This is a genomic window from Streptomyces sp. NPDC000345, assembly GCF_042898825.1.
Lineage (GTDB): Bacteria > Actinomycetota > Actinomycetes > Streptomycetales > Streptomycetaceae > Streptomyces.
In genome coordinates this window covers 235835-260228 of sequence record NZ_JBIAZE010000002.1, presented here as the reverse complement: position 1 = coordinate 260228, position 24394 = coordinate 235835, and the positions used below count along the sequence as shown (strand labels likewise).

Genomic DNA, 24394 nt, shown 5'->3' with positions numbered 1-24394 from the left:
CGGGGCGTACGGCCTACCGGGACGCGGCCCCGGTCAGGTGGTGAAGCCGGCCACCCGCAGGGCGTGGACCAGGTCCCAGTGGCGCTGCTCCGAGACTCTCCGGGCGGACTCCAGCAGGAGCGGGACGAGGGTCTGCGGGTCGGGCGCGGCGCTGCGGGCCGCCTCCTCGGGGGTGCGGACGCGGACGTAGGCGTCGAGCAGGGCGCGGACCTCCCGGCGGCGGCCCTCCTCCGCCAGCCCCAGGACGGCCTGTCCGATCTCCTCGGCCGGGCGGGCGACTCCCTGCCGCAGGATCTGCTCGCCGTCGGCCGTACGCCCCACGGCGACCAGGGCGTCCGCCGCCTCCACCAGCCGGTCGGCGGGCAGGGAGGCCGCCTCCCAGAGCAGGGTGGTCCAGTCGGCGCTCAGCCCGGCGCGCTGCAACTCGGCGGCGAGCAGCGGGATGCGTGCGGCCGGCCAGTACGCCAGCTCGACGAGCAGCGCGTGCGCTTCGCCGCTGCGGCCCTCCGCGCGCAGCGCCACCAGCCGTTCCACCGCCCGGACCGTCTCCTGCCGGGCCTCGGCGTCCAGGGGCTCCCGCTGCGGATGGGGCCGCCGCTCCGCCCGGTCGGCGGCCCCCGCGAACCGTGCGCCGCGGAGGGTGCGCCGGGTGGCGGGAGCGGGCGCGGGCAGCGCCGGCCCGGCGGCGGGGGGTACGACGACGGGGGCGTCGTCCTCCTCGGCCATCCCGGCGAACCGCGCACCACCCCGACGGCGCTTGCGCTGCTTGGGGAGGGGGGTCTTGCCGGGCGCGGCCGACGTGCCCTCGGCGAGGGTCGGAGCGCCTTCCGGCTCGGGGGCGGGAGGCTCCAGGGGGGCGGGGGCGCCGCCGGGAGCGGGTGTGGAGGCGGGGTCCGGGTGAGCGGTGGAGCCGGGGCCGTAGGCAGGACCTCCCCGGCCGGAGCCTGCCCCCGTGTCCCGGGCGGGACCGCCCGGCTCGGCCCCTCTCCCCGTGCCGTGGGCGGGGCCGTCCGGGCCGGACCCCGGCCCGGTGCCGTAGGCGGGACCTCCCCGGCCGGGGCCTCCCCCCGTACGCCGGGCGGGACCGCCCGGCTCGGCTCCTGCCCAGGTGTCGTGGCCAGAACCACCCGGGCCGCCCTCGGTTCCGTCCGCGTACGTCGGGGAGGTTCCGTACGCGGGGGCGGTGGGTGTCTGAGGGGCGGTCCGGTGGGCCGGAGGGGCGGCGCCGATCTGCCCCTCCGCCGTTCGCCGGTCCAACTCGGCCATCCGGTAGCGAAGTTCGGCGCAGCGGGCGACGGCGCGTTCATGGTCGTCGTGGGCCCAGGCGAGGTCGAGGCGGATGGCCTCGGCGTCCTCGGGGGTGGCCGCGCCGGCGAGCAGGCGCCCGAGTTCGGCCTGGCGCTCGGCGGCGTAGCGCTGCTCGCGGAGCATGACGTCGAGGCGGTCGCCGAGGGCGTCACGGCCGCCGGGGCGGGCGTCGTACGCGGCGAGCGCGGCGGCGTGCAGGGACCGTACGCGCTCCGCCTCCTGGGCGGCGGCCGGGGTGCCGTACTCGGCGGCGAGGTCCTGGAGCAGGGCCTCCACGACGTCCCAGGGCGGCACCTCACGCCCGTCGAGACAGGCGTGCATACCGTCGGGATCGCGCTGCCAGAACACCGCGCACCATCCGGCGCCCTGGTCGAGGCGCGCCAGCAGCCCGTTCAGGTGGTTCGCGAACTCCCGCACCCGGCCCGGGAGTTGATCCAAGCCCATCGCCCAACTCCCGCCCGACCGGAACACTCCGGTCCGTAGAGAACACCAGCCGTGTTACAGCCGGGCTACGAAGAGTTTTCAAAGGGGGCGCGGCAGGCGTCCCGCCCGATCTTGACCGGAAAGCGCCCACCGCCCCCCGAAGGCCGTCGCGAGCGCCTCACACGCCGACCGGAGCACACCGCCCGGCCAGCTCGTCCATGGACAGGCCGAGCGCTCCGGCGAGCGCGGCGACGGTGAAGAACGCCGGGGTCGGGGCCCGGCCGGTCTCGATCTTGCGGAGGGTCTCGGCGGAGATGCCCGCGCTCGCCGCGACCTCGGTCATGCTCCGGCCGCCGCGTGCCTCGCGGAGCAGCCGGCCGAGCCGCTCGCCGCGCTCGCGCTCTTGTGGGGTCAACGGGGTGCGCACCATGCCGTCATTCTAATACCGGTATAGTAATTGGCATGGTGGAACTGAAGACGAAGGCGTCGATCGACGCCATGTACGAAGCCGGCCAGGTCGTCGCACGCGCCCTGACCGCGGTGCGCGAGGCAGCCGGGGTGGGCGTCTCCCTGCTGGAACTGGACGAGGTGGCGCGGAACGTGCTGCGGGAGGCCGGCGCCGACTCGCCGTTCCTCGGCTACCGGCCGGCCTTCGCGCCGACCGCGTTCCCGGCGGTCGTCTGCGCCTCGGTGAACGACGCGATCGTGCACGGCATCCCCACCCGCTACCGCCTGCGTGACGGAGACCTGGTCTCCATCGACTGCGGCGCCCAGCTGGGCGGTTGGGCCGGCGACTCCGCGATCAGTTTCACCGTCGGCCGGCCCCGGGCGGCCGACGTCCGGCTGATCGAGACGGCGGAGAGCGCCCTGGCGGCGGGCATCGGAGCGGCGGTCGCCGGCAACCGCGTCGGCGACATTGCCCACGCGGTCGGCGCGGTCTGCCGCGCGGGCGGCTACGGCGTCCCCGACGGCTTCGGCGGCCACGGCGTGGGCCGTCACATGCACGAGGACCCCCCGGTCCCCAACGAGGGCCGTCCCGGTCGCGGCATGCGCCTGCGCCCCGGCATGGTCCTCGCGATCGAGCCGATGCTGATCGCGAGCGGCAGGGACGACTACCACGCGGCCCCGGACGGCTGGACCCTGAAGACGAACGACGGTTCGCGGGCGGCCCACGTCGAGCACACCGTCGCGATCACGGAGGACGGGCCGCGCATCCTCACCGAACGGTGAGCCGGGGCGCCCGAGGGGTGCCGGCCGGGCGGTGACGCCCCCGCTCCGCCGCCCGTTCGCGGCCGGCCGCGAACGGCCCGCCCCCGCCGCCGTCCGGCCGTGTCCCGCAGGACGTGCCGCCCCCCGGCGAACGTGCAATCGTGGTGTAGCCCGGCACGGACAGGGCACCCGTCGGCACCGGCATACGCACGTCGATCGATCGGAACGCCATGACCAGCGGCTACACCAGCCCGGAGGGCTACGGCGACCCCTTCGGTGAGTTCCTGGCCCGCTTCTTCGGCGGGCCCCGCCCCGGCCCCCGCCAGATCAACATCGGACAGCTCCTCAGCCAGCCCGCCCGGGAGCTGGTCCGGGGCGCGGCCCAGTACGCCGCCGAGCACGGCAGCCGCGACCTGGACACCGAGCACCTGCTGCGCGCGGCCCTCTCGGCGGAGCCGACCCGCAGTCTGCTCAGCCGGGCCGGCGCGGATCCCGACTCCCTGGCGACGGAGATCGACAAGCGGTCGGGCCCGGTCCAGCACTCGCCGGGCGAGGCGCCCCCGCCGACCTCGCTGTCCCTGACCCCGGCCGCCAAGCGCGCCCTGCTGGACGCGCACGAGCTGGCCCGCTCCCGGGGCGCGGGATACATCGGCCCGGAGCACGTGCTCAGCGCCCTCGCCGCCAACCCGGACTCCGCGGCCGGCCACATCCTCAACGCGGCCCGGTTCGCCCCGGCGGGACTGCCTCCGGAGGCCCCGGAGACGACCCAGGCCCACCCGGAGCGGCAGCGGCCCACCGGCACGCCCACCCTGGACAAGTACGGCCGCGATCTCACCGAGCTCGCCCGGCAGGGCCGCATCGACCCGGTGATCGGGCGGGAGGACGAGATCGAGCAGACCATCGAGGTGCTGTCCCGGCGCGGCAAGAACAACCCGGTGCTGATCGGTGACGCGGGCGTCGGCAAGACCGCCATCGTGGAAGGGCTGGCGCAGCGCATCGCGGACGGTGACGTGCCGGACGTGCTCGACGGCCGCAGGGTGGTCGCCCTGGACCTGACCGGGGTGGTCGCGGGCACCCGCTACCGCGGCGACTTCGAGGAGCGCCTGAACACCATCGTCGGCGAGATCCGCGCCCACTCCGACCAGCTGATCGTCTTCATCGACGAGCTGCACACGGTCGTCGGCGCGGGCGGGGGCGGTGAGGGCGGCTCGATGGACGCGGGCAACATCCTCAAGCCGGCGCTGGCCCGGGGCGAGCTGCACATCGTGGGGGCGACGACGCTGGAGGAGTTCCGGCGGATCGAGAAGGACGCGGCGCTCGCCCGCCGCTTCCAGCCGATCCTGGTGCCCGAGCCGTCCGTCGCGGACGCGATCGAGATCCTGCGCGGGCTGAGCGACCGCTACGAGGCCCACCACCAGGTCCGCTACACCGACGAGGCGCTGGTGGCGGCCGTGGAGCTGTCGGACCGCTATCTCACCGACCGCCGGCTGCCGGACAAGGCGATCGACCTGATCGACCAGGCCGGAGCCCGGGTGCGGCTGGGCGCCCGCACGAAGGGCACGGACGTACGCGCCATGGAGCGCGAGGTCGAGCAGCTCTCCCGGGACAAGGACCAGGCGGTCGCCGACGAGCAGTACGAGCAGGCCACGCAGTTGCGGGACCGCATCGTCGAGCTGAAGCAGCGCATCGCGGACGAGACCGGGGAGGAGGCCGCCGACGAGGGCATGGATCTGGAGGTCACCGCGGAGGCCGTCGCCGAGGTGGTGTCCCGGCAGACCGGCATCCCGGTCGCGAGCCTGACCCAGGAGGAGAAGGACCGGCTGCTGGGCCTGGAGGAGCATCTGCACGAGCGGGTCGTGGGCCAGGAGGAGGCCGTACGGGTCGTCTCGGACGCGGTGCTGCGGTCGCGCGCCGGGCTGTCGAGCCCGGACCGGCCGATCGGCAGCTTCCTCTTCCTCGGCCCGACCGGGGTCGGCAAGACGGAGCTCGCCCGGGCGCTCGCCGAGATCCTGTTCGGCAGCGAGGAACGCATGGTCCGGCTGGACATGAGCGAGTACCAGGAGCGGCACACCGTCAGCCGGCTGGTGGGCGCCCCGCCCGGGTACGTGGGCCACGAGGAGGCCGGGCAGCTCACCGAGGTGGTGCGCCGGCACCCGTACTCGCTGCTGCTGCTCGACGAGGTGGAGAAGGCCCACCCGGACGTCTTCAACATCCTGCTCCAGGTCCTGGACGACGGGCGGCTGACCGACTCCCAGGGCCGTACGGTCGACTTCACCAACGCGGTGATCGTGATGACCAGCAACCTGGGTTCGGAGGCGATCAGCAGGCGCGGCACCGGCATCGGCTTCGGGCCGGGCGGCGCGGACGCGGCCGAGGAGGCGCGGCGCGAGCGGATCCTGCGCCCGCTGCGGGAGCACTTCCGGCCCGAGTTCCTCAACCGCATCGACGAGATCGTCGTCTTCCACCAGCTGACGGGTGATCAACTGCGGCGGATCACCGACCTGCTGCTGGAGAAGACACGGCGGCTGCTGCACGCGCAGGGCATCGGCGTCGAGTTCGCGGCCGAGGCGGTCGACTGGCTCGCCGAGCGCGGCTACCAGCCCGAGTACGGCGCCCGCCCGTTGCGCCGCACCATCCAGCGCGAGGTCGACAACCAGTTGTCCAGGCTCCTGCTGGACGGCCGGGTCAAGGACGGGGACCGGGTGCGGGTGGAGGTCGAGGAGGGGCGGCTGGCGTTCCGTACGCAGCCGCCCGTCCCCACCGCCGAACTCTGACGCCGGTGCCGTGGGGCCGCGGCTATGAGGCCGGGCGGACGACCTGTGCGGAGCCGCCGCCGCGCCGTACGGTCTCGGCGGCGGCCAGCCACTTCCCGTCCGGCAGCCGCTGCACGCCGGTCGCCGCGCCGATCTCCGCGTTCAGCTTGAACGAGTGCCCGATCGCCTCCAGCCGGGACCGCAGGCTGCCGGCGCCGGTGTCGTCGTAGAGGGCGGGTTCCAGTTCGGTCTGGGCCGCGTTGCGCTGGCTGGCGCGCGGCGCGGCGATCGCGTCGACCAGTGGCAGGCCCCGGTCGAGGAACTCGGTGAGGGTCTGCAGCACGGTCGTGATGATGGTCGCGCCGCCGGGCGAGCCGAGCGCCACCACCGGCCGGTCGTGCCGGTCGAGGACGATCGTGGGCGAGATCGAGGACCGCGGCCGCTTGCCCGGGCCGGGCAGGTTCGGGTCGTGCACCGCCGGGTTGGCCGGGGCGAAGGAGAAGTCCGTCAGCTCGTTGTTGAGGATGAAGCCCCGGCCGGGGACGGTGATGCCGCTGCCGCCGGTCTGCTCGATGGTGAGCGTGTAGGAGACGACGTTCCCCCACTTGTCGGCCACCGTCAGATGCGTGGTGTTCTCGCCCTCGTAGGTGGTGGGCGCCGCCGTGCCGCCGCCGGCGCAGGCGGCCGGGTGGCGCGGGTCGCCGGGCGCCACCGGGCTGGTGAGCACCGCGTCGTCCTTGATGAGGCAGGCGCGCGAGTCGGCGTACTTCTGCGACAGCAGTTCCTTCGTCGGTACGTCCTCGAAGGCGGGGTCGCCGACCCAGCGTCCCCGGTCGGCGAAGGCGATCCGGCTCGCCTCGATGAAGTGGTGCAGGTACTGCACCTCGCTCGCCTTGGACAGGTCCGTCTTCTCGAGGATGTTGAGGGCCTCGCCGACGGTCGTGCCGCCGGAGGACGAGGGCGCGATGGAGTAGACGCCGAGACCGCGGTACGTCGTCCTCGTGGGCGCCTGGAGCTTGGCGCGGTAGGCGGCGAGGTCCTTGGCGGACAGCTTGCCGGGGCGCGCCTTCCAGCCGGAGGCGGGGTCCACGGGCGGCCTGTTGACCGTGTCGACGATGTCCTCGCCGAGGTCGCCCCGGTAGAGCGCGGCGACGCCCTTGCGGCCCAGTTCCCCGTAGGTCTCGGCGAGGTCGGGGTTCTTGAACGTCGAGCCGACGACGGGGAGTTGTCCGCCGGGCAGGAACAGCTTCGCCGTGTCCGGGAAGTAGCGGAAGCGGGTCTCGTTGGCCGCGGTCTGGGAGCGGAAGGTGCCGTCGACGGTGAAGCCCTCGCGGGCGATGCGCTCGGCGGGCCGGAGGACCGTGCCGAGTTTTCTGCTGCCCCACTTGTCCAGCGCGGTCGCCCAGGTGGCGGGGGTGCCCGGGGTGCCGACGCCCAGGCCGCTGCTGACGGCGTCGGCGAAGGCGAGCGGGGAGCCGTTCTCCAGGAACAGGTCGGTGCCCGCGGTCAGCGGCGCGGTCTCCCGGCCGTCGATGGTGTGCACGGAACGGGATCGGGCGTCGTAGTAGACGAAGTAGCCGCCCCCGCCGATGCCGGAGGAGTAGGGCTCGGTGACACCGAGGGCGGCGGCGGTGGCGACGGCCGCGTCGACGGCGTTGCCGCCCTTCCTCAGCACCTCGATACCGGCGGCGGACGCGTCCGCGTCGACGCTCGCGACGGCACCGCCGTAGCCGACGGCGACCGGGACCTTCTCAACGGCCGTTCTCTGTGCGGTAGGTGGCGCTGCCGCCCCCACCGTGACCACGGCGGCCGAGACCACCAGGACCGACAGTTTCCGCGCGACAGGGCGACGCATCCATACCTCCAGTCCGGGAACGTCCGCGCAGCGTAACCACATTCACAGGGCCCCGACAGCCTCCTTCCGGGCACTGTCATACGTCTGCCACACCTCGAACACGGGTACGTAAAGGTCGTGTCGGCCCGCTAGCATGCGCGCCCATGAACGACGACGTGCGCAACATCGTCCTGGGGGTCGTCGCGACCGGCCTCAGCGCCGCCCTCGGCTGGGTGGCCCGCACCTACCTGTGGCGGCGCAGACTCCGGCGCAAGCAGGCTTTCTTCGGGCTGCCCCAGAACTCGGAGTGCCTGCTCGTCGTCAACCGCGACGCGGGCAGCCCGGATCTCGCGGTGCACCGCCACGACGTGTTCGCCCTTCTGGAACTGGCCGCGCTCATCAAGGACTGCGGAGCGGGCGCGGAGGTGGTGACCCAGGACGCGGCCCGGCAGGGTTTCGGCGAGCGGACGGAGTTCTGCGTCGGCGGCCCGGGGTCGAACCGGCGCATGGCGGCCCACATCAGCGCCATGCTGCCCGGGGTGCGCGTCAACACCGACCGGGAACCGGGGCCGGACCGGCTGGCGTTCCAGATCGGCGGCGAGCACTACCGCATGGAGGCGGGCGTCACCGAGTACGTCCTGCTGGCCCGGCTCACCGCGAGTCAACGGCGTGAGGCGCGGCCGGTGTTCCTGTTCTGCGGCCAGCGCGCCATCAACAACCAGGCCGCCACCCGCTACCTCGTCCGCAACCACGAGCGGCTGGCCCGCAAGCACGGCAACGGCTCCTTCGTCCTGCTCCTGAAGGTGATCAACTCCCAGGCGTACGGCCCCGATGTCGTCGAGCTGGTCGCGGACGTGACGCGGGCGGCCCAGGCACCCCTGCCCGACACAACAATCGTTACTGCCACGTAACTTACCGGCGGGTTACTTCCGGTAAGAAGCGCCGGTTACCGTCGGGTCACTTTGCTGGACGCACGTCGAGGAGTGACCCGTGGGACGACCTCACCGCATGGCCCTGCGCACGACCGCCGTCGGCGCCGTCTCCGCCTCCCTGGTCGCGGGCGGCGTCCTCGGCCTCGCCCCCGCCGCGCAGGCCGCCACGGGCGGCATCCGGTACGTCGACATCGCCGGGGACGGCGGCACGGTGCTCAAGGCCAACGTGGTCACCCCCGCCGGCGCCGACGGCACCCGCCGCTATCCGCTGATCGTGCTCCCCACCAGCTGGGGCTTCCCGCAGGTCGAGTACCTCGCCCAGGCGCGCAGGCTCGCCGACGACGGCTATGTCGTGCTCAGTTACAACGTGCGCGGCTTCTGGCAGTCCGGCGGGGAGATCGACGTGGCCGGACCACGCGACGTGGCCGACGCGGCCAGGGTCGTCGACTGGGCGCTCGTCCACACTCCCTCGGACGCACGGCACATCGGCATGGCGGGTGTCTCCTACGGCGCCGGCATCAGCCTGCTGGCCGCCGCGCACGACCCGCGCGTCAAGGCCGTGGCCTCGCTCAGCGGCTGGGGCGACCTGATCGACTCGATCTACTCCGGCCGCACCCAGCACCTCCAGGCCGCCGCCTTCCTCGACACCGTGGGAACCGTCGCCGGGCGGCAGAGCACCGAGTCCCGGGAGGTGTTCTCCGCCTTCTACTCCTCCGACCTGTCCAAGGAGAAGGACATCGTGGCCTGGGGGAAGAAACGTTCCCCCGCGAGCTTCCTGGACCGGTTCGACAAGAACGGCACGGCCGTCATGCTCGCGGGCGCCTGGGGCGACACCATCTTCCCGCCGAACCAGTCCGCCGCCTTCTACGAGAGGCTGACCGGCCCCAAGCGCCTGGAGTTCCGCCCCGGGGACCACGCGACCGCCGAGATCACCGGCCTGTTCGGCCTGCCCAACGACGTGTGGAGCGACACCCGGCGCTGGATGGACCACTATCTCAAGGGCGTGGACAACGGCATCGACCGCGAGCAGCCGGTGCAGCTCAAGTCCCGTTCCACGGGCGGCTACGAGGGCTACCCGGACTGGAAGTCGGTGGGCGCGGCCCGCACGAAGCTCGCCCTCGCCGGCACGACCACGATCCACACCAACGTCGACTCGGGCGCCGACGGCGGGATCGTGTTCCTCTCCAGCATCCTCGACCAGATCGCCCGGACACCGCCCGTCGCCTCGATCCCGCTGCTCCCCCGGTACTGGGCCGCCGTCTGGCAGTCGGAGAAGTACGCCACGGCCCGGCAGGTGCGCGGAACCACGAAGCTGCACACCACGGTCACCCCCACCGAGGAGAGCGGCACCCTCGTCGCCCACCTCTACGACGTGGGGCCGCTCGGCCTCGGCAAGCTGGTCTCCCACGCGCCGTACACCTTCCACGGGCGTACGCCAGGGAAGCCGTTCGGTCTCGACCTGGAACTGTTCTCGACGGCCTACGACGTCCCGGCAGGGCATCGGCTCGCCCTGGTGGTCGACACGGTCGACCCGCTCTACGTCGAGCACAACCCGTCCGGCGCGCGGCTGACCTTCTCCTCGCCGGTGAACGACCCGTCGTACGTGTCGCTCCCGCTGCGCGAGCAGTGATCTCCGGCCGGCGCCGGCCGGGCAGGGCTCTGTGACTGCCGCCCCCTACGGCCGGGTTGCCGCGGAGGGTCCCCCACCACCTGGCAGTGTCCCCGGTTCTGCCGCGGCGGCGGTCGCGATCCCGGTTTCGGGGGATGAACGGCCCATCCTAGTCGCCCCCTTCAGTGCTTGAGAATCTTGGACAGAAAGTCCTTGGCCCGGTCGCTGCGCGGGCTGGTGAAGAACTCGTCCGGGGTGCGGTCCTCGACGATGCGGCCGTCGGCCATGAACACCACGCGGTTGGCGGCCGACCGGGCGAAGCCCATCTCATGGGTGACGACGATCATGGTCATGCCGTCCCGGGCGAGCTGCCGCATGACCTCCAGGACCTCGTTGATCATCTCCGGGTCGAGGGCGGAGGTGGGCTCGTCGAACAGCATCGCCTTGGGCTCCATGGCGAGGGCGCGGGCGATCGCCACGCGCTGCTGCTGACCGCCGGAGAGCTGGGCGGGGTACTTGTCGGCCTGATCGGCTACGCCGACCCGGTCGAGGAGGGCGCGGGCCTTCTCCTCGGCCTGCTTCTTGTCGGTCCTGCGGACCTTGACCTGGCCGAGTATCACGTTCTCGAGCACCGTCTTGTGCGCGAAGAGATTGAACGACTGGAAGACCATGCCGACGTCGGCCCGCAGCCGGGCCAGCGCCTTGCCCTCCGCCGGCAGGGCCTTGCCGTCCAGCAGGATCTCGCCGGACTGGATGGTCTCCAGCCGGTTGATCGCCCTGCACAGCGTCGACTTCCCCGACCCCGAGGGGCCGATGACCACGACCACCTCCCCCCTGCCGACGGAGAGGTTGATGTCCTGCAGCACATGCAGGTCACCGAAGTACTTGTTGACGTCTCGCAGCTCGATCAATGGATCGACGGCCATCCGCAGCCCTACTCACTCTCAGCTGTGTCGTGGTTGCCGCAAACTATCCAGCGCCGCCCGGCCCCATGACACGACACGCACCCGTCGGGCATTAGCCGTATTTACGCCGCGCTTATGCCGGACGCGTGCGGGGCTCAGACCTCGGCCACCTCACCGTACAGCTGGGACAGTTCGGGAACCCCGTTCGCCGCCCACTCGTGGCCGGCCGTCACGACGTCGAACTCCCGCCCCGACGCCAGCCGGACGACGGGCTGCCCGCCCGGCCAGAAGTCCCACGCGGCGCCGGGCACGGTCCGCACGATGACCGTGCCCAGATAGAGCCCGGCGTCGTTGCCGAGCCACGGCAGGATCTCCTCGTCGTCGCGCCAGCGCGGCACGAGCTGGTCCAGCGCCTCCAACGAGGCGCCGGTGTCGTCGAGTCGGATCCCCTCCCGGGCCGCCAGGGAGCGCAGCAGCTCGCATTCGGAGAGGAGTTCGGCCACCCCCTCGGCGTCCACGGCCGGCACCGCTTCACCGTGCTTCTTGCGCCTGTTGCCCAGGAAAGGGATGTTCATACGTCCAGCGTGTCATTCGCACCGACGTACGCACCACAGGCGCGCTGGCGCGTGCGTACGGTCGAATTCGCGGCCCGGGCGGGCATGGCGCGTTGACCGGCACGCGGCCGGTCCCTAGCGTCGCGAGGCGCTGTTGGCCGCCGGTGTACGGGAGGAGTCGGTACGTGCGCCGACGTGTCCGGGAGTTCCCCCTGGTCCTCGCCCTGTGCGGGCTGCTCCTCACCCCCGCGCAGGCGGCCACTCGCCCGACACCCCCGCCGCTGGAGGCCCTGTACGACAACACGGCGCTGGCGGACCTCGACGGTACGGGCGCCGCGCTCGCGGCGTCGGACCTGGCCGCGGCGGGCTGGACGCCGGGGCGCACGCTGACCCTGGCGGGCGCCCGGCTGACCTGGCCGCGCCGCCCGCCGGGCGCTCCCGACAACGTGCGCGCCGCCGGGCAGACCGTGCGCGTCGGCGGGCGCGGCGACGCGCTGGCCTTCCTGGTGACGAGCACGGGCGGCCGGGAGGCGGGCGGCGCGGGCAGTGTCACGTACGCCGACGGTTCCCGCTCCCCGTACCGGCTCACCGCCCCCGACTGGCGCACCGGCCCGCTCGGCGCCAAGGTGCTCGCCCTGCCGCACGTCGCCACCCCCGCCGGGCTGCTCGCCGAGCGGGCCCGGCTGTACGTGGTGACGGTCCCGCTGGCGCGCGGGCGCGAGGTCGCCTCGGTGCGGCTGCCGGTCGCCCCGCGTCTGCATGTGTTCGCGCTGGCCGTGCGGGACTCCTCACCGGGCTGGACGGGCACCTGGGCGGCGGCCACGTCCGGGCGGCCTGCGGTGGGGCCGTGGACCGGCCGGACCCTGCGGCTGGTGGTGCACGTCTCGACGGGCGGGCGGTGGGTGCGGCTGCGCTTCGACAACGCCTTCGCCTCGGCACCGGTGCGCATCGGAGCGGCGACGGTGGCCCTGCGGGCGGCGGGAGCGGTGGGCGGCCAAACCGGCGCGGTACCGACCGGGCCCGGCGTCCGCACGGCGGAACGGCTCGGCGCCGGAACGGTCACGCGGGCGGCGCCCGTGCCGGTGGGCTTCGGGGGCGAGCACGGGGTTCAGATGCCCGCCGAGGCACCGGCGGACAGCACTCCGCTCGCCGTCGCCGTGCCGGACGGGAACACGGACGGCCGCCGGAGCGGCCGGGCGGGGGCGGCCGCGCAAGAGGCACCCGTGCCGGTGGGCTTCGGGGGCGAGCGGGGGGTTGAGGTGCCCGCCGGGGCTCAGGTGGTCAGCGATCCGCTGGCCTTCGCCGTGCCGGACGGGGGCGATCTGCTGGTGAGTCTCCATCTGCCCGGCACGGTGGCCTCGGTGCCGCTGCACGGGCTCGCGGTGCAGCGCTCGTACGTCAGCGAGCCGGGGGATCACACGGCGGACGCGGGCGGGGCGGCGTACACCGGGACGATCACCACCTGGCCCCTGCTGACCGGGGTGGACGTGGCCGGCGGGCCGGGGTCGGTGGTGCTGCTCGGGGACTCGATCACCGACGGGGACCGGTCCACGCCGGACGCCGGCCGGCGCTGGCCGGACGCCCTGGCCGCCCGGCTGCGCGCGCAGCACGCCGTGCCGCACTTCGGCGTCCTGAACGCCGGGATCGCCGGCAACCGGGTCCTCGCCGACCGCTATCCCGGCGACGGGGTGTCCCCCGTCGTCGCCGGGGTGAGCGCGCCGCACCGCCTCGACCGGGACGTGTTCGCGCAGACGTCGGTACGGACGCTGGTGGTGTTCGAGGGCATCAACGACCTGCGGGCCCGGGCGACGGCGGCGGAGGTGATCGCCGGGCTGCGGGAGATCGCGCAACGGGCACGGGAGCGCGGGGTGCGGGTGCTCGGAGCGACGCTGGCGCCCTGCGGGGGCTCCGCGCGGTGCACACCCGCCGTGGAGACCGAGCGGGCCGCGGTCAACTCCTGGATCCGCGACACCGGCGCGTTCGACGGCGTCCTCGACTTCGACCGCGCCCTGCGCGACCCCGCCGCCCCGACGCGGATGCTGCCCGCGTACGACAGCGGGGACCATCTGCACCCCGGGGACGCGGGGTACGCGGCGCTCGCGGAGGCCGTGGACCTCCGCGCGCTGTGAGCTACACGTCCAGGTCGACGACCACGGGCGCGTGGTCCGAGGCGCCCTTGCCCTTGCGCTCCTCACGGTCGACGTAGGCGTCCTTGACGGCCTTCGCGAACGGTTCGTTGCCGTAGACCAGGTCGATGCGCATGCCGCGGTTCTTGGGGAAGCAGAGCTGGCGGTAGTCCCAGTACGTGAACGGGTGCTCGTACTTCAGGGGGCGCGGGACCACGTCGGACAGGCCCGCCCCGCGCAGGGACGCCAGGGCCGCGCGCTCGGCCGGGGTGACATGCGTGAGGCCCTCGAAGGCGGCCACGTCGTAGACGTCGTCGTCCGTCGGCGCCACGTTGTAGTCGCCCAGGACGGCGAAGGGGCGGCTGCCGGCGGCGTCACCGGCGACGGCGGCCTTCAGCGCCTCGAACCACAGGAGCTTGTAGGCGTAGTGCGGGTGGTCCACCTCCCGCCCGTTGGGCACGTACACCGACCAGACGCGGGCGGGGCCGCAGGTCGCGGAGATGGCGCGGGGCTCCGGTGCTCCGTCGTAGCCCGGGTCGCCGGGCAGGCCCTTGACGACGTCCTCGATGCCGACGCGGGAGATCACCGCCACGCCGTTCCATCTCCCGGTGGCGTGGACCGCCGCCTCGTAACCCAGCTCGCGCAGCTGGTCGAACGGGAACTGCTCCTCGGCGACCTTGGCCTCCTGGAGGCAGAGCACGTCGGTGCCGCTGCTCTCCAGCCAGGCCAGCAGCCTCGGCAGGCGGGCGGTGATCGAGTTGACGTTCCAGGTCGCGATGCGCATGCCTCACAACCTACCGGGCACCACCGACACTCACAGGGCCGTGCTCTCCCCGGGCGCCAGCCGCAGGTGCTCCGCGCCGCCCAGGGCGCCGATCTGGTTGTCGTAGATGGGGCGGGCGAGGTCGGTGAGGAGGGCGTCGTGGATGTCGTAGGCGCGCTGCGGCTTCACCTCGCGCACGTAGTCGATCACCTCGGAGATCTTGCTCCAGGGGGCCATGACCGGAAGCATCAGCGTCTCCACGGTACGGTCGGGCACCGTCAGGGCGTCGCCCGGGTGGAAGACGCGGCCGCCGTCGATCAGGTAGCCGACGTTGGTGATGCGCGGGATGTCGGGGTGGATGACCGCGTGCAGTTCGCCGTGCACCTGGACGTCGAAGCCGGCGGCGGTGAAGGTGTCGCCGTGGCCGACGGTGTGGACGCGGCCCGGGAAGGCGGCGGAGATCTTCTCCGCGACCGACCGGAGGGTCCAGATCTCGGTGGCCGGATCGGCGTCCAACGCGGCCCGCAGCCGCTCCTCGCTGAAGTGGTCGGGGTGTTCGTGCGTGACCAGGATCGCCTCGGCGCCGAGGGCCGCGTCCGGCTCGCTGAATCCGCCCGGGTCGAGGACGAGCGTGCGCCCGTCCTTCTCGAGACGGACGCACGCGTGCGACTTCTTGGTGAGCTTCATGGCTCCATCCTGCCGCGTCCCGGGCGGGCTCGGGCGGTTCAGCCTGGTGCTCTCACTCCCCGGCTGACGATCACTCCGTCGGCGTGGTCTCCTCGCGGATGACCTGCTGCGCCACCCGGAAGGCGCTGTTCGCCGCCGGTACGCCGCAGTAGACCGCCGCCTGGAGCAGCACCTCCTTGATCTCGCCGGGCGTGAGGCCGTTGCGCAGGGCGGCGCGGGTGTGGAAGGCGAGTTCGTCCAGGTGGCCGCCGGCGACGAGCGCGGTGAGCGTGACGCAGGAGCGGGAGCGCCGGTCCAGGCCGGGACGGTCCCAGATCTCTCCCCAGGCGTAGCGGGTGATGAACTCCTGGAAGTCGCCCGAGAAGTCGTCGGCCTGCGACAGCGCCCGGTCCACGTGCGCGTCCCCGAGGACCTCGCGGCGCACCTTCAGCCCGGCGTCGTACGGGTCCGGGCGGCCCATGACCTGCGGCGGCTCGACGACGGGTGCGGGCGCGATCTCGGCGATGGGCACCGCCTGCGGGGGCGCGGTCACGACCGCCCGGACGGGGATGCCCGGGACGGCCGTCTGTCCGGTGCTGGACTCGTAGGCGGGCTGCCACGCGGTGGAGAAGTGCCGCACGAGGAGATCGGTGACGGCCGCGGGCTGCTCCACCGGGACCAGGTGGGAGGCACCGGGTACGACGGCCAGGCGGGCGTCGGGGATCCCGGCGACCAGGGTGCGTGCCTCGGCGGGCCCGGTGACCTGGTCGTCGGAGCCGACCAGGACCAGGGTCGGGACGCCGACCCGGCCGAGCTCGGGGCGGACGTCGAACGCGGCGAGCGCCTCACAGGCCGCGATGTAGCAACCGGGGTCGGTGGTGCGCACCATCTGCACCGCCCACTCGGTGATCGCGGGCTGGGCCGCCGCGAACCCGCCGGTGAACCAGCGGTCGGGCGAGCTGCGGGCGATGGGGTCGAGCCCGTTCGTCCGGACGATCACCCCGCGCTGACGGAACTCGTCCGCCGTGCCGAACCGCGGCGAGGCCGCGATCAGCGCGAGCGAGGCGACCCGCTCCGGGTGGCGCAGCGCCAGCTCCACGCCGATCGCGCCGCCGAGCGCGCATCCCGCGTAGCCGAAGCGCTGCACACCGAGGCCGTCGAGCGCGGCGAGCAGACGCTCGGCGAGGTCGGCGACGGAGCCCGCCGGGTAGGCCGGGGCACCGCCGTGGCCGGGCAGGTCGAAGCGGAAGATCCGCCACTGCTGGGCGAGTTCGGGGACCTGACGGTCCCACATGTGCCAGGTGGTGCCCAGTGAGGGGCCCAGGATCAGGACCGGCGCCTGTTCAGGCCCGTCAAAGCGGTATTGCAGAGTTCCGACGTTCTTCTCACTCACCCACCCACGCTCCCACATCTCACACGCTGTGCGGTGGCGGGGGTGGGGACGCTCGCCGGACCTCCCCATGTATCCGCCGCCGGACGAAGATCCTCCACATCCGGCTTCGCATACCAGCGCTTCGTGGTCTTGACCTCGGCGTGCCCGGTCCACCGGGCAAGGAGGTGATCCGGGACCCCGTTGTTCGCGAGGTACGTGAATCCACTCGCGCGAGCGTCGTACAAGTCCTGTCGGCGCTTGGTGTTGCGGGAGCCGGTGACAGGTGTGGGCGAGTTCGTCGACCAGGGCGCCCTGGGGCCGACGCGCGAGTACCGTGTCCACGTCCATCTCGGTGAACGTGCCACCGCGGTATCCCAGCTCCCGTCAGATGCCGAGGAACCCGCGGCGACGCCGAGATCAGGAGACCCTGAACCGGAGTCGGCAGATCACCGCGTCCGTGTCCCGGCGTACGGCGTGCGCGATCACCGCGCCCCGCTGGTTCTGCAGCAGCCGCTGCCACAGCCGCTCCGGCTCCACCTCGGCGATCAGCACGGTCACGCGGGCACCGGGCTCGGCCGCGACCGTCCCGCCCACGTACTCGGCGACCGGACGCCCCAGGGCGTGGCGCTCGGAGGTGAGCCGGATCAGCGGCACCCCGGGGTCACACTCCGCCCAGGCGCGCGCCGGCGCATGGGCGTGGACGCGGTCCTCGGGGTCGGGGTGGCGGACAGTGACCACGCGCACCTCGTCGCCGAGGGAGGCGGCGGCGGTCAGCGCCTCACAGGTGAGCGGGGACAGGTGCATCGCGTCATGCCGAAGGAATGCGAAACTCGAATTCGGGACGGTCCCACGGCACGGCGGGCCGGTATGCGAGCGCGGTCCCGGTCCGCACCGCACCGACGCGGTGGTAGAAGTCCTCGGCGGGAGGATGCGAGACGACCTTGACACGGTCGAGCCCGGCGGTACGGGCCTCGGACTGCATGTGCGCAACGAGCAGTCGTCCAATACCCCGTCCTTGCGCTTCGTCCGCGACGAACAGCAGATCGAGCTCCGGTGGAGCGAGGACGAGCGAGTAGAACCCGAGGACGCGGCCTTCATCCTCGTCGGCGCCGACGGCTACGAAGGCGCGGTGGGCCTCGATGTAATCAGGACCGACCCGGTAGCCCTCGACCGCGGCTGCGTACTCACCCTCGTAGGCACCTGAGCCGCGCACGAGCCGCGTGAGCCGTTTGGCATCCCGCGCGACGGCCCTCCGTATCGTGATCGGCCGGCTGATCGGGGAAGTGCGTGAACTCATCGGGAGAGTATGCCGCACCGAGGTCCCCTCAGGATGTTCCTCAGCGGGACCTCGCCGTCTCACCCGTTGTCACAGAGAGATCGCACAGGCAACGGATCATCTGGTTCCGCTCTGCGGGTAACGTCGAGGTATGAGTCATCCACACCCCGACCTCAAAGCCGCCCCGCCCCTTCCCGAAGGAGGGCTGCGGGTCATCGCCCTGGGCGGCCTGGGTGAGATCGGCCGCAACATGACCGTCTTCGAGCACGCCGGCAAGCTGCTCATCGTCGACTGCGGCGTGCTGTTCCCCGAGGAGACCCAGCCCGGCGTGGACGTGATCCTGCCGGACTTCACCTCGATCCGGGACCGGTTGGACGACATCGTGGCCGTCGTCCTCACCCATGGCCACGAAGACCACATCGGCGGCGTGCCGTACCTGCTGCGCGAGCGGCGCGACATCCCCGTCGTCGGCTCCAAGCTGACGCTGGCGTTCCTGGAGGCCAAGCTCAAGGAACACGGCATCCGGCCGCGCACGGTGCGGGTGCGGGAGGGCGACCGGCGGCGCTTCGGTCCCTTCGACTGCGAGTTCGTGGCGGTCAACCACTCCATCCCGGACAGCCTCGCGGTCGCGATCCGCACCAGGGCCGGGATGGTGCTGCACACCGGCGACTTCAAGATGGACCAGTTCCCCCTCGACGACCGCATCACCGATCTGCGCGCCTTCGCCCGCCTCGGCGAGGAGGGCGTGGACCTGTTCCTCACCGACTCCACCAACGCCGAGGTCCCAGGCTTCACCACCTCCGAGCGCGACCTGAACCCGGCGATCGAGCAGGTGATGCGTACCGCGCCGCGCCGGGTGATCGTCTCCAGTTTCGCCAGCCACGTGCACCGCATCCAGCAGGTCCTGGACGCCGCCCACCAGCACGGCCGCAAGGTCGCCTTCGTCGGCCGGTCGATGGTCCGCAACATGGGCATCGCCCGCGACCTCGGGTACCTGAAGGTCCCCTCCGGTCTGGTCGTGAGCACCAAGGAACTGGAGAAGCTCCCCGACCACAGGATCACCCTGGTGTGCACCGGCTCCCAGGGCGAACCCATGGCCGCGCTGTCGCGGATGGCCAACCGCGACCATGTGATCCGCATCGGCAAGGGGGACACCGTCCTGCTCGCCAGCTCCCTCATCCCAGGCAACGAGAACGCCATCTACCGGGTGATCAACGGGCTGACCCGGTGGGGCGCCCACGTGGTCCACAAGGGCAACGCCAAGGTGCACGTCTCCGGGCACGCCAGCGCCAGCGAACTCGTCTACTGCTACAACATCGTCAAACCCCGCAACGTCATGCCCGTGCACGGCGAATGGCGCCACCTGCGGGCCAACGGCGACCTCGCCATCCGCACCGGCGTCGACCCGGAGCGGGTCGTCATCGCCGAGGACGGCGTCGTCGTCGACCTCGTCGACGGGCGCGCGTCCATCACCGGCAAGGTCCCCGCCGGCAACGTCTACGTCGACGGGATGGAAGTCGGCGGCGCGACCGAGGCGTCCCTCAAGGACCGCCTCACCCTCGCGGAGGAAGGCGTGGTCACGGTGGTGGCGATCGTCGACGCGGACACCGGCGCCCTCGCCGAGGCCCCCGACTTCCTGGCCCGCGGCTTCGTCCACGACGACACCACCTTCGAGCCGGTCGTCCCCGTCATCGAGAAGACCCTGGCCACCGCGGCCGAGGAGGGCGTCGGGGACGCGCGCCAGCTCGAGCAGCTCGTCGCCCGCGCCGTGGCGAACTGGGCCTTCCGCACCCACCGCCGCAAACCCCTCATCATCCCCGTCATCATCGACGCCTGAGCCACGGCCCGGCAGCCCGGCCCCCCCGGTACCGGTCACGGTCTCGCCTGCATCGCGGCCGGGCACGAGAGTCAGCAGCCACCCACCTCTACGCCGACACCCGCGACAAGACCACCGGGTCCACCTCATCAGCCTAGGTGGCCAGGGAGATGGCGATGTAGTGCGCGGTGAAGGCTGCCACGGTCAGGGCGTGGAAGACCTCGTGGTAACCGAACCAGCGGGGTGCGGGGTCGGGCCGCTGCAGGGCGTAGACGACCGCGCCCGCGCTGTAGAGGAGACCGCCGACAACGATCAGGACGACCACGGCTGCTCCGCCGGTGTGCAGGAAGTCGGGCAGGTAGCACACCGGCGCCCACCCCAGGGCCAGATAACACGGGGTGTACAGCCAGCGCGGAGCTCCGACCCACAGGACCCGGAACACGATGCCGGCCACTGCTCCGGTCCATACGATCCACAGCAGCACGGACCGCTGTTCCGGCCGGAGGAGGAGCACGGCCAGGGGGGTGCAGGTGCCGGCGATGATCAGGAAGATGTTGGCGTGGTCGAGTCGTCGTAGAAGAGCCTCGCCCAGTGGTCCCCAGGTGCCGCGGTGGTAGACGGCGCTCGTCGCGAACAGCAGCCAGGCGGTGACGGAGTACACGGCGCAGGCCAGGACTGCTTGCGGAGTACGGGCCAGGCAGATGAGTACGACGCCCGCGATCAGTGCGGCGGGGACCATTCCGGCATGGAGCCAGCCACGCAGTTTCGGCTTGATCGGTTCGGCGAGGTCGGCCGCCCGCTCCACCAGGGCGGAAACCGAGTGAGCCTTCTCCCCTGCGTGTCCGCCTCGCGATCCGTCGGGTAGCCCGTCTTCACCGCGCTCTCCACTCGCTGAGGTGACATGACCGTGTTCGACTTCAGCGGCATCACGGGACACAGTTTCTCGTTCTCCCTCGGGCGACCGGGCGTCACTGGCAGCAATGCGGTGATGCGGTCATGCTAAAAGACCTCTCTCCGGCAGCATTCACGGAAGGTCGGTCCAGGCCCCCAGGGCCATCGCCGGGCCCGGGCCGGCTCGCCACCGCGTGAACTCCAGCCCCGTTGACCCTCCCGCCCATTGGGCCTGCCCAAGCCGAGTAGAACGGCCGGCCATGGGAAGGATCAGGGCTTCCGAACGGGCATCTCCGCTCGCCTACGCGCAAGGATCGCCGATGCTTCCTGAGGTCCGCCTCCACGTATCCACCGCCCTCGCAGACCAGTTGGAACACCAGCTGGACCTGGCTTCGCATCTCGAGGCCGGCCGGCTCGACGTGGAGAGCGTCGCCGGGATCGCAGTCGTCGCAGCCGCCCATTCCGATGGCTATGCGGCCACCGGCCATCTCCTCGGGCTGCTGCCGCGCTGCCTGCCCCCACCAAGGCAGGAGAACGCTTCTGGTCGGACCTGTGGAGGTCGTCGGGCACCGCGTACCTGCTACCGGTCAACATGAAGGCTCAGGTGCTGCGTTCTCTGGAAGGAAAGGGAACCGCCCTGGCCAGGCAGATCCTCTCGGCCGTCGATGAGATGACTCCGCCCCAGCGCGTAGCGGCCGGGGAGGTGATCGGCCAAGCCCTCGCCGAGTCCGACCATTTGCCTGACCTCAAGACACAGGTCATCGGCGAGTTGTGGCTCCGAGATCTCGAGCTCACCGCCTGGCGCGTTCTGCATGCGGACCGCAGATGGGACGATCCGGACGGACGGCAAGCCTTCCTCGCCGCCTGGACGGGCGCCTGACCGTCAGCTGCTCCGAACTGCGCGAACAGAGGCGCAGGGCATGCGGCACCCGAACCGGACGACGCTCGAAGCAACTGAGGTCAGGAAGTTCGGCCGGGGTCACACCCCGGCTCAAGAGATCAGGGGCCGCGCAGCGCCATGGCTGCGCGGCCCCTGATCCGTGCACGCCCTGCACGAGAGCGGGCGCTTCGCCCGGTGGGCGGCAGAGCCCGCACGGGCGGCGCTCACCGGACGCGGTGTGCGCGATCCCTCGGGCAGGTCTGCGAGGTCAGGCCGGGGTGATGTTCTCGGCCTGCGGACCCTTCTGGCCCTGGGCGACGTCGAACGTCACGGCCTGGCCCTCCTGGAGCTCACGAAAGCCCGTGGAGTTGATCGCGGAGTAGTGCGCGAAGACATCCGGGCCGCCGCCGTCCTGGGCGATGAAACCGAAGCCCTTCTCCGCGTTGAACCACTTCACAGTTCCCGTTGCCATGTCTGATGCCTTCCAGTCGATGAACGCCTCCCACTCCATGTGGAAGGCCGAGGTGATCGCCCTGGTCCCTGCGGCACAGCACAGCAAAACGCCCACACCACAGGCGTGGGCAAGAGGGAATTCCGAACCACGACAGCTGACGCAGACGCTACACGCCCACACGCCGCGTCACCACTGGAAACGATCACACCGCACGGAAGGCCGTGCGTGCGGTGCCCGCCGACGCGGACGGGCACGCTCGTCTCACGCTGCTGCGGTCGGGTTCGCCGATTCGGTGGCACGGCGGTATTCGGCGTTGAGTCGCTGGGCTTCCTCGAGCTGGTCTTCGAGAATGATGATGCGGCAGGCGGCCTCGATGGGGGTGCCCTGGTCGACGAGTTCCCGGGCGCGGGCGGCGATGCGCAGCTGGTAGCGGGAGTAGCGGCGGTGTCCGCCCGCGGAGCGCAGCGGGGTGATGAGGCGGGCTTCGCCGATGGCGCGCAGGAAGCCCTGTGTGGTGCCGAGCATCTCGGCGGCCCGGCCCATGGTGTAGGCGGGGTAGTCGTCGTCATCGAGACGGCCGAACGTGTCGTCTGCTGTCATTGCACCTCTTCTGTGGAACGCGTGGAGGGGCCCTGGCGCCGTACTGGCACCAGGGCCCCGAAGGAACTACTACACCATCTGCCGGCCCTGATACTGCACCGGCCCTCTGTTTCCGCGGACCCGACCGAGACGCTGCCGGGGACGCGGGGATCGCGGTTGCTCGACCGGAGACCACCTCACTATCGATGTCCTGCGGTACCCGGGTCCAAGATTCCACCCGGGCGATCCTGATGGCGCTCGGCTCCTCCGTTCTTCCCTCTTGATCAGCTACTCACTGACGGAAACTGCGAAATGCTGATACCGCGAAATGCTGGTGGCTCGAACAGAGCCACTCTTCGGCAGCCAGCCCCGTCGCCCGTCCTGCGTCTGCTCTGGCTTGGAACCCCACTGCCGAACCTCCCGGAGCGCGCGCCCGCAGCCGACGCCTTCACCGAGGTACTGCCACTGACTTCACTGCTGGGTACTGCGAACCTTCACTTACTGGCACTGCCACTGCGGTGCTGCTCATGGCGGCCCCTGATCACTGCGGGCCACCCGGTCCGGTCGTCAGTCCCGTCGCCGTCCTGCAACCGCTATGGCTTCGGAACTCCACCACCGCACCGTCCTGCGAACTGCAACTGCGTACTACTGCCCGGCAGTTCATTTCTGCCGGGCCTCTCTTGATCTCGGCTACGAGAGAAACCATAACCACACCGCCACCGAATGTCTACTCTGACTGGCATAGATTTCCGCGCCTTCGAAGATGAGGTAGTCCGCCTCGACCGGTCCACGGATGGTTCAAGCAGCTCCGAGGCTCGGTCCGGCGCACTCAGTGACCCCCGCCGCGCGGCACGGCCGGCTGAGCGTGACGTCGCCGACCGCGCCGCGGCTACCGGGACGGGCACCGGCCAACACTGCGTCCCGTGAAGAACTCCACCGACCGGGACGGATGACTCCAGCCGTGACGCCCCCGCAGGTCGGTCGTTGACGAGCGTGACGCGAGGTCCTGCGCCGCCCTCGACGGTCCCGGGTGGCCCCTGACTCGAGCAGACCGCGGGCTGGCTGCGCCCCCCGACCGAAGGAGGACGGGCCGCCCACGCGCGTGTCTGCACTTCCATGTCGCCCGGATCCTGCAGGGCAACGGTGACGGGAACCCGCTGCACGCGGTGTGGGCCCGACCGGCGTACCGGTCGGGCCCACACTGCTGCTCAGGTGCCGGCTCGTGTCTGTTTGCCCGGTCAGACCATGACGGGCGTGCCGAGCATTACGGAAGCGTGCTGCATCGGGCTGAGAATGCCCAGGGGCGCTGCCTTGGGAACGGCGCGGCAGGTGAAGCCGAGCTGAGCCATGGCCCGGAGGACTTCGGCGGCGCTGAAGTCACGACGGTCCTGGCGCGTGACGACCTGGCCGACCTGCTTGGCGGGGTAGCGGCGGCGGCCGATGATCACCGATTCGCCGGTGACCGGTTCGGGCTTGATGCCCTTCATCGATTCCAGCACGCCGCCCTTGGTGAGCTCGAAGGGGAAGCGGGCGATGACGCAGCGCATGTGGCCTCACAGGGAGAAGGGGAGAACGATCCGACCGGGGTGGGCGTTTCAGCGGGAGAGGGCGAGGGTGCCCAGAGCGCTGCCTTGCTCGTCGACCACTGCCAAGGCACCGAGCTGACGGGTGCGCATCGCGTGCTCGGCTTCGGCCATCGTGGTCACGGGTGAGGGGAACGCGCCGTGGTCGCCCAGGAGATCGCGCAGGCGGACGCGGTCCGTGTAGTCGGAGCTGTCGCGGACGGCGACGAGTTCGGTGTGGGTGACCAGGCCGGTGCACTGACCGTCCTGGTCGCAGACGGCGAGTCGGCCCGTGCGTGCGGCTGCCATGACGGCCAGCGCAACCTCGACGCTCATGTCGTCACAGACCTGCGGTCCGGCCGCGTCCATCACCTCAGCCACCGTCCTGTGCACGGGGTCGACATCCTCCGGGCGGGGCTGCGTCTGAACCAGCGTCAAAGGTGCCTCCTGCGGAGATGGGTCAGGTTCCTGATCACGAAGGG

21 protein-coding genes and 2 pseudogenes are annotated in these 24394 nt (G+C 71.9%); 7 read left to right on the top strand and 16 right to left on the bottom strand.

Annotated features, from left to right (window positions below; all coding sequences use genetic code 11):
- Positions 1 to 33: 33 nt before the first annotated feature.
- Complete coding sequence (locus ACFY30_RS05645; protein WP_390843870.1) at positions 34 to 1752, bottom strand: hypothetical protein; 1719 nt, start codon at positions 1750 to 1752, stop codon at positions 34 to 36.
- A 157-nt stretch (positions 1753 to 1909) separates the two neighbouring features.
- On the bottom strand, positions 1910 to 2161 hold the full coding sequence (locus ACFY30_RS05640) for a helix-turn-helix domain-containing protein (protein WP_390843869.1): 252 nt from the start codon (positions 2159 to 2161) through the stop codon (positions 1910 to 1912).
- A 32-nt stretch (positions 2162 to 2193) separates the two neighbouring features.
- On the opposite strand from ACFY30_RS05640, the gene map reads away from it, so the two are divergent.
- Complete coding sequence (gene map, locus ACFY30_RS05635) at positions 2194 to 2961, top strand: type I methionyl aminopeptidase (protein WP_390843868.1); 768 nt, start codon at positions 2194 to 2196, stop codon at positions 2959 to 2961.
- 209 nt (positions 2962 to 3170) lie between these two features.
- Positions 3171 to 5714 (top strand): ATP-dependent Clp protease ATP-binding subunit, encoded by a 2544-nt coding sequence (locus ACFY30_RS05630; protein ID WP_390843867.1) that lies wholly within the window; start codon positions 3171 to 3173, stop codon positions 5712 to 5714.
- 22 nt (positions 5715 to 5736) lie between these two features.
- Here ACFY30_RS05630 and ggt read toward each other — a convergent pair whose 3' ends face one another.
- Positions 5737 to 7548: a gamma-glutamyltransferase gene (ggt, locus tag ACFY30_RS05625; protein WP_390843866.1), complete on the bottom strand. Its 1812-nt coding sequence runs from the start codon at positions 7546 to 7548 to the stop codon at positions 5737 to 5739.
- Between the two features lie 143 nt (positions 7549 to 7691).
- On the opposite strand from ggt, the gene ACFY30_RS05620 reads away from it, so the two are divergent.
- A complete protein-coding gene (locus tag ACFY30_RS05620; RefSeq protein WP_390843865.1) occupies positions 7692 to 8438 on the top strand; it encodes a hypothetical protein in 747 nt (248 codons plus the stop codon).
- A gap of 97 nt (positions 8439 to 8535) precedes the next feature.
- Positions 8536 to 10089 (top strand): alpha/beta fold hydrolase, encoded by a 1554-nt coding sequence (locus tag ACFY30_RS05615; RefSeq protein ID WP_390844192.1) that lies wholly within the window; start codon positions 8536 to 8538, stop codon positions 10087 to 10089.
- 161 nt (positions 10090 to 10250) lie between these two features.
- Here ACFY30_RS05615 and ACFY30_RS05610 read toward each other — a convergent pair whose 3' ends face one another.
- Positions 10251 to 10994 carry an amino acid ABC transporter ATP-binding protein gene (locus ACFY30_RS05610; protein ID WP_390843864.1) on the bottom strand — a complete coding sequence of 248 codons (744 nt, stop codon included), beginning with the start codon at positions 10992 to 10994 and terminating at the stop codon, positions 10251 to 10253.
- A gap of 134 nt (positions 10995 to 11128) precedes the next feature.
- Positions 11129 to 11548: a DUF6278 family protein gene (locus tag ACFY30_RS05605; RefSeq protein ID WP_390843863.1), complete on the bottom strand. Its 420-nt coding sequence runs from the start codon at positions 11546 to 11548 to the stop codon at positions 11129 to 11131.
- Positions 11549 to 11712: 164 nt separating this feature from the next.
- Here ACFY30_RS05605 and ACFY30_RS05600 point away from each other — a divergent pair, with 164 nt between their 5' ends.
- Positions 11713 to 13656 (top strand): SGNH/GDSL hydrolase family protein, encoded by a 1944-nt coding sequence (locus ACFY30_RS05600; protein ID WP_390843862.1) that lies wholly within the window; start codon positions 11713 to 11715, stop codon positions 13654 to 13656.
- Between the two features lies 1 nt (position 13657).
- On the opposite strand, the gene ACFY30_RS05595 is transcribed toward ACFY30_RS05600, so the two are convergent.
- The 6 genes and pseudogenes from ACFY30_RS05595 to ACFY30_RS05570 all read right to left on the bottom strand — a co-directional run bounded on the left by ACFY30_RS05595 (position 13658) and on the right by ACFY30_RS05570 (position 17751).
- The gene (locus ACFY30_RS05595; RefSeq protein ID WP_390843861.1) at positions 13658 to 14437 is read right to left on the bottom strand and encodes an exodeoxyribonuclease III; all 780 of its coding nucleotides are present in this window, start codon (positions 14435 to 14437) and stop codon (positions 13658 to 13660) included.
- Positions 14438 to 14467: 30 nt separating this feature from the next.
- Positions 14468 to 15103, bottom strand: coding sequence for an MBL fold metallo-hydrolase (locus ACFY30_RS05590; protein ID WP_390843860.1), 636 nt, complete (start codon positions 15101 to 15103; stop codon positions 14468 to 14470).
- A 70-nt stretch (positions 15104 to 15173) separates the two neighbouring features.
- Entirely contained in the window at positions 15174 to 16493 is a 1320-nt protein-coding gene (gene pcaC, locus ACFY30_RS05585; RefSeq protein WP_390843859.1) for a 4-carboxymuconolactone decarboxylase, read from the bottom strand.
- A 246-nt stretch (positions 16494 to 16739) separates the two neighbouring features.
- Positions 16740 to 16832, bottom strand: a pseudogene (locus tag ACFY30_RS05580) (hypothetical protein); the annotation flags it as partial.
- A 39-nt stretch (positions 16833 to 16871) separates the two neighbouring features.
- Positions 16872 to 17252 (bottom strand): annotated as a pseudogene (locus ACFY30_RS05575) (amino acid permease); the annotation flags it as partial.
- A gap of 10 nt (positions 17253 to 17262) precedes the next feature.
- Positions 17263 to 17751 carry a GNAT family N-acetyltransferase gene (locus ACFY30_RS05570; protein WP_390843858.1) on the bottom strand — a complete coding sequence of 163 codons (489 nt, stop codon included), beginning with the start codon at positions 17749 to 17751 and terminating at the stop codon, positions 17263 to 17265.
- A 130-nt stretch (positions 17752 to 17881) separates the two neighbouring features.
- Here ACFY30_RS05570 and ACFY30_RS05565 point away from each other — a divergent pair, with 130 nt between their 5' ends.
- Positions 17882 to 19567, top strand: coding sequence for a ribonuclease J (locus tag ACFY30_RS05565; protein WP_390843857.1), 1686 nt, complete (start codon positions 17882 to 17884; stop codon positions 19565 to 19567).
- 133 nt (positions 19568 to 19700) lie between these two features.
- Here the strand turns inward: ACFY30_RS05565 and ACFY30_RS05560 are convergent, their stop codons facing one another.
- The gene (locus ACFY30_RS05560) at positions 19701 to 20351 is read right to left on the bottom strand and encodes a hemolysin III family protein (protein ID WP_390843856.1); all 651 of its coding nucleotides are present in this window, start codon (positions 20349 to 20351) and stop codon (positions 19701 to 19703) included.
- A 678-nt stretch (positions 20352 to 21029) separates the two neighbouring features.
- Here ACFY30_RS05560 and ACFY30_RS05555 point away from each other — a divergent pair.
- The gene (locus ACFY30_RS05555; protein ID WP_390843855.1) at positions 21030 to 21317 is read left to right on the top strand and encodes a hypothetical protein; all 288 of its coding nucleotides are present in this window, start codon (positions 21030 to 21032) and stop codon (positions 21315 to 21317) included.
- A 268-nt stretch (positions 21318 to 21585) separates the two neighbouring features.
- On the opposite strand, the gene ACFY30_RS05550 is transcribed toward ACFY30_RS05555, so the two are convergent.
- The 4 genes from ACFY30_RS05550 to ACFY30_RS05535 form a co-directional block, all read right to left on the bottom strand.
- On the bottom strand, positions 21586 to 21789 hold the full coding sequence (locus ACFY30_RS05550) for a cold-shock protein (RefSeq protein ID WP_390843854.1): 204 nt from the start codon (positions 21787 to 21789) through the stop codon (positions 21586 to 21588).
- Between the two features lie 243 nt (positions 21790 to 22032).
- Positions 22033 to 22371, bottom strand: coding sequence for a MerR family transcriptional regulator (locus ACFY30_RS05545; protein WP_390843853.1), 339 nt, complete (start codon positions 22369 to 22371; stop codon positions 22033 to 22035).
- A 1217-nt stretch (positions 22372 to 23588) separates the two neighbouring features.
- Entirely contained in the window at positions 23589 to 23897 is a 309-nt protein-coding gene (locus ACFY30_RS05540) for an SCO5918 family protein (protein WP_390843851.1), read from the bottom strand.
- Between the two features lie 48 nt (positions 23898 to 23945).
- The gene (locus tag ACFY30_RS05535) at positions 23946 to 24350 is read right to left on the bottom strand and encodes a CBS domain-containing protein (protein ID WP_390843850.1); all 405 of its coding nucleotides are present in this window, start codon (positions 24348 to 24350) and stop codon (positions 23946 to 23948) included.
- Between the last annotated feature and the right edge of the window lie 44 nt (positions 24351 to 24394).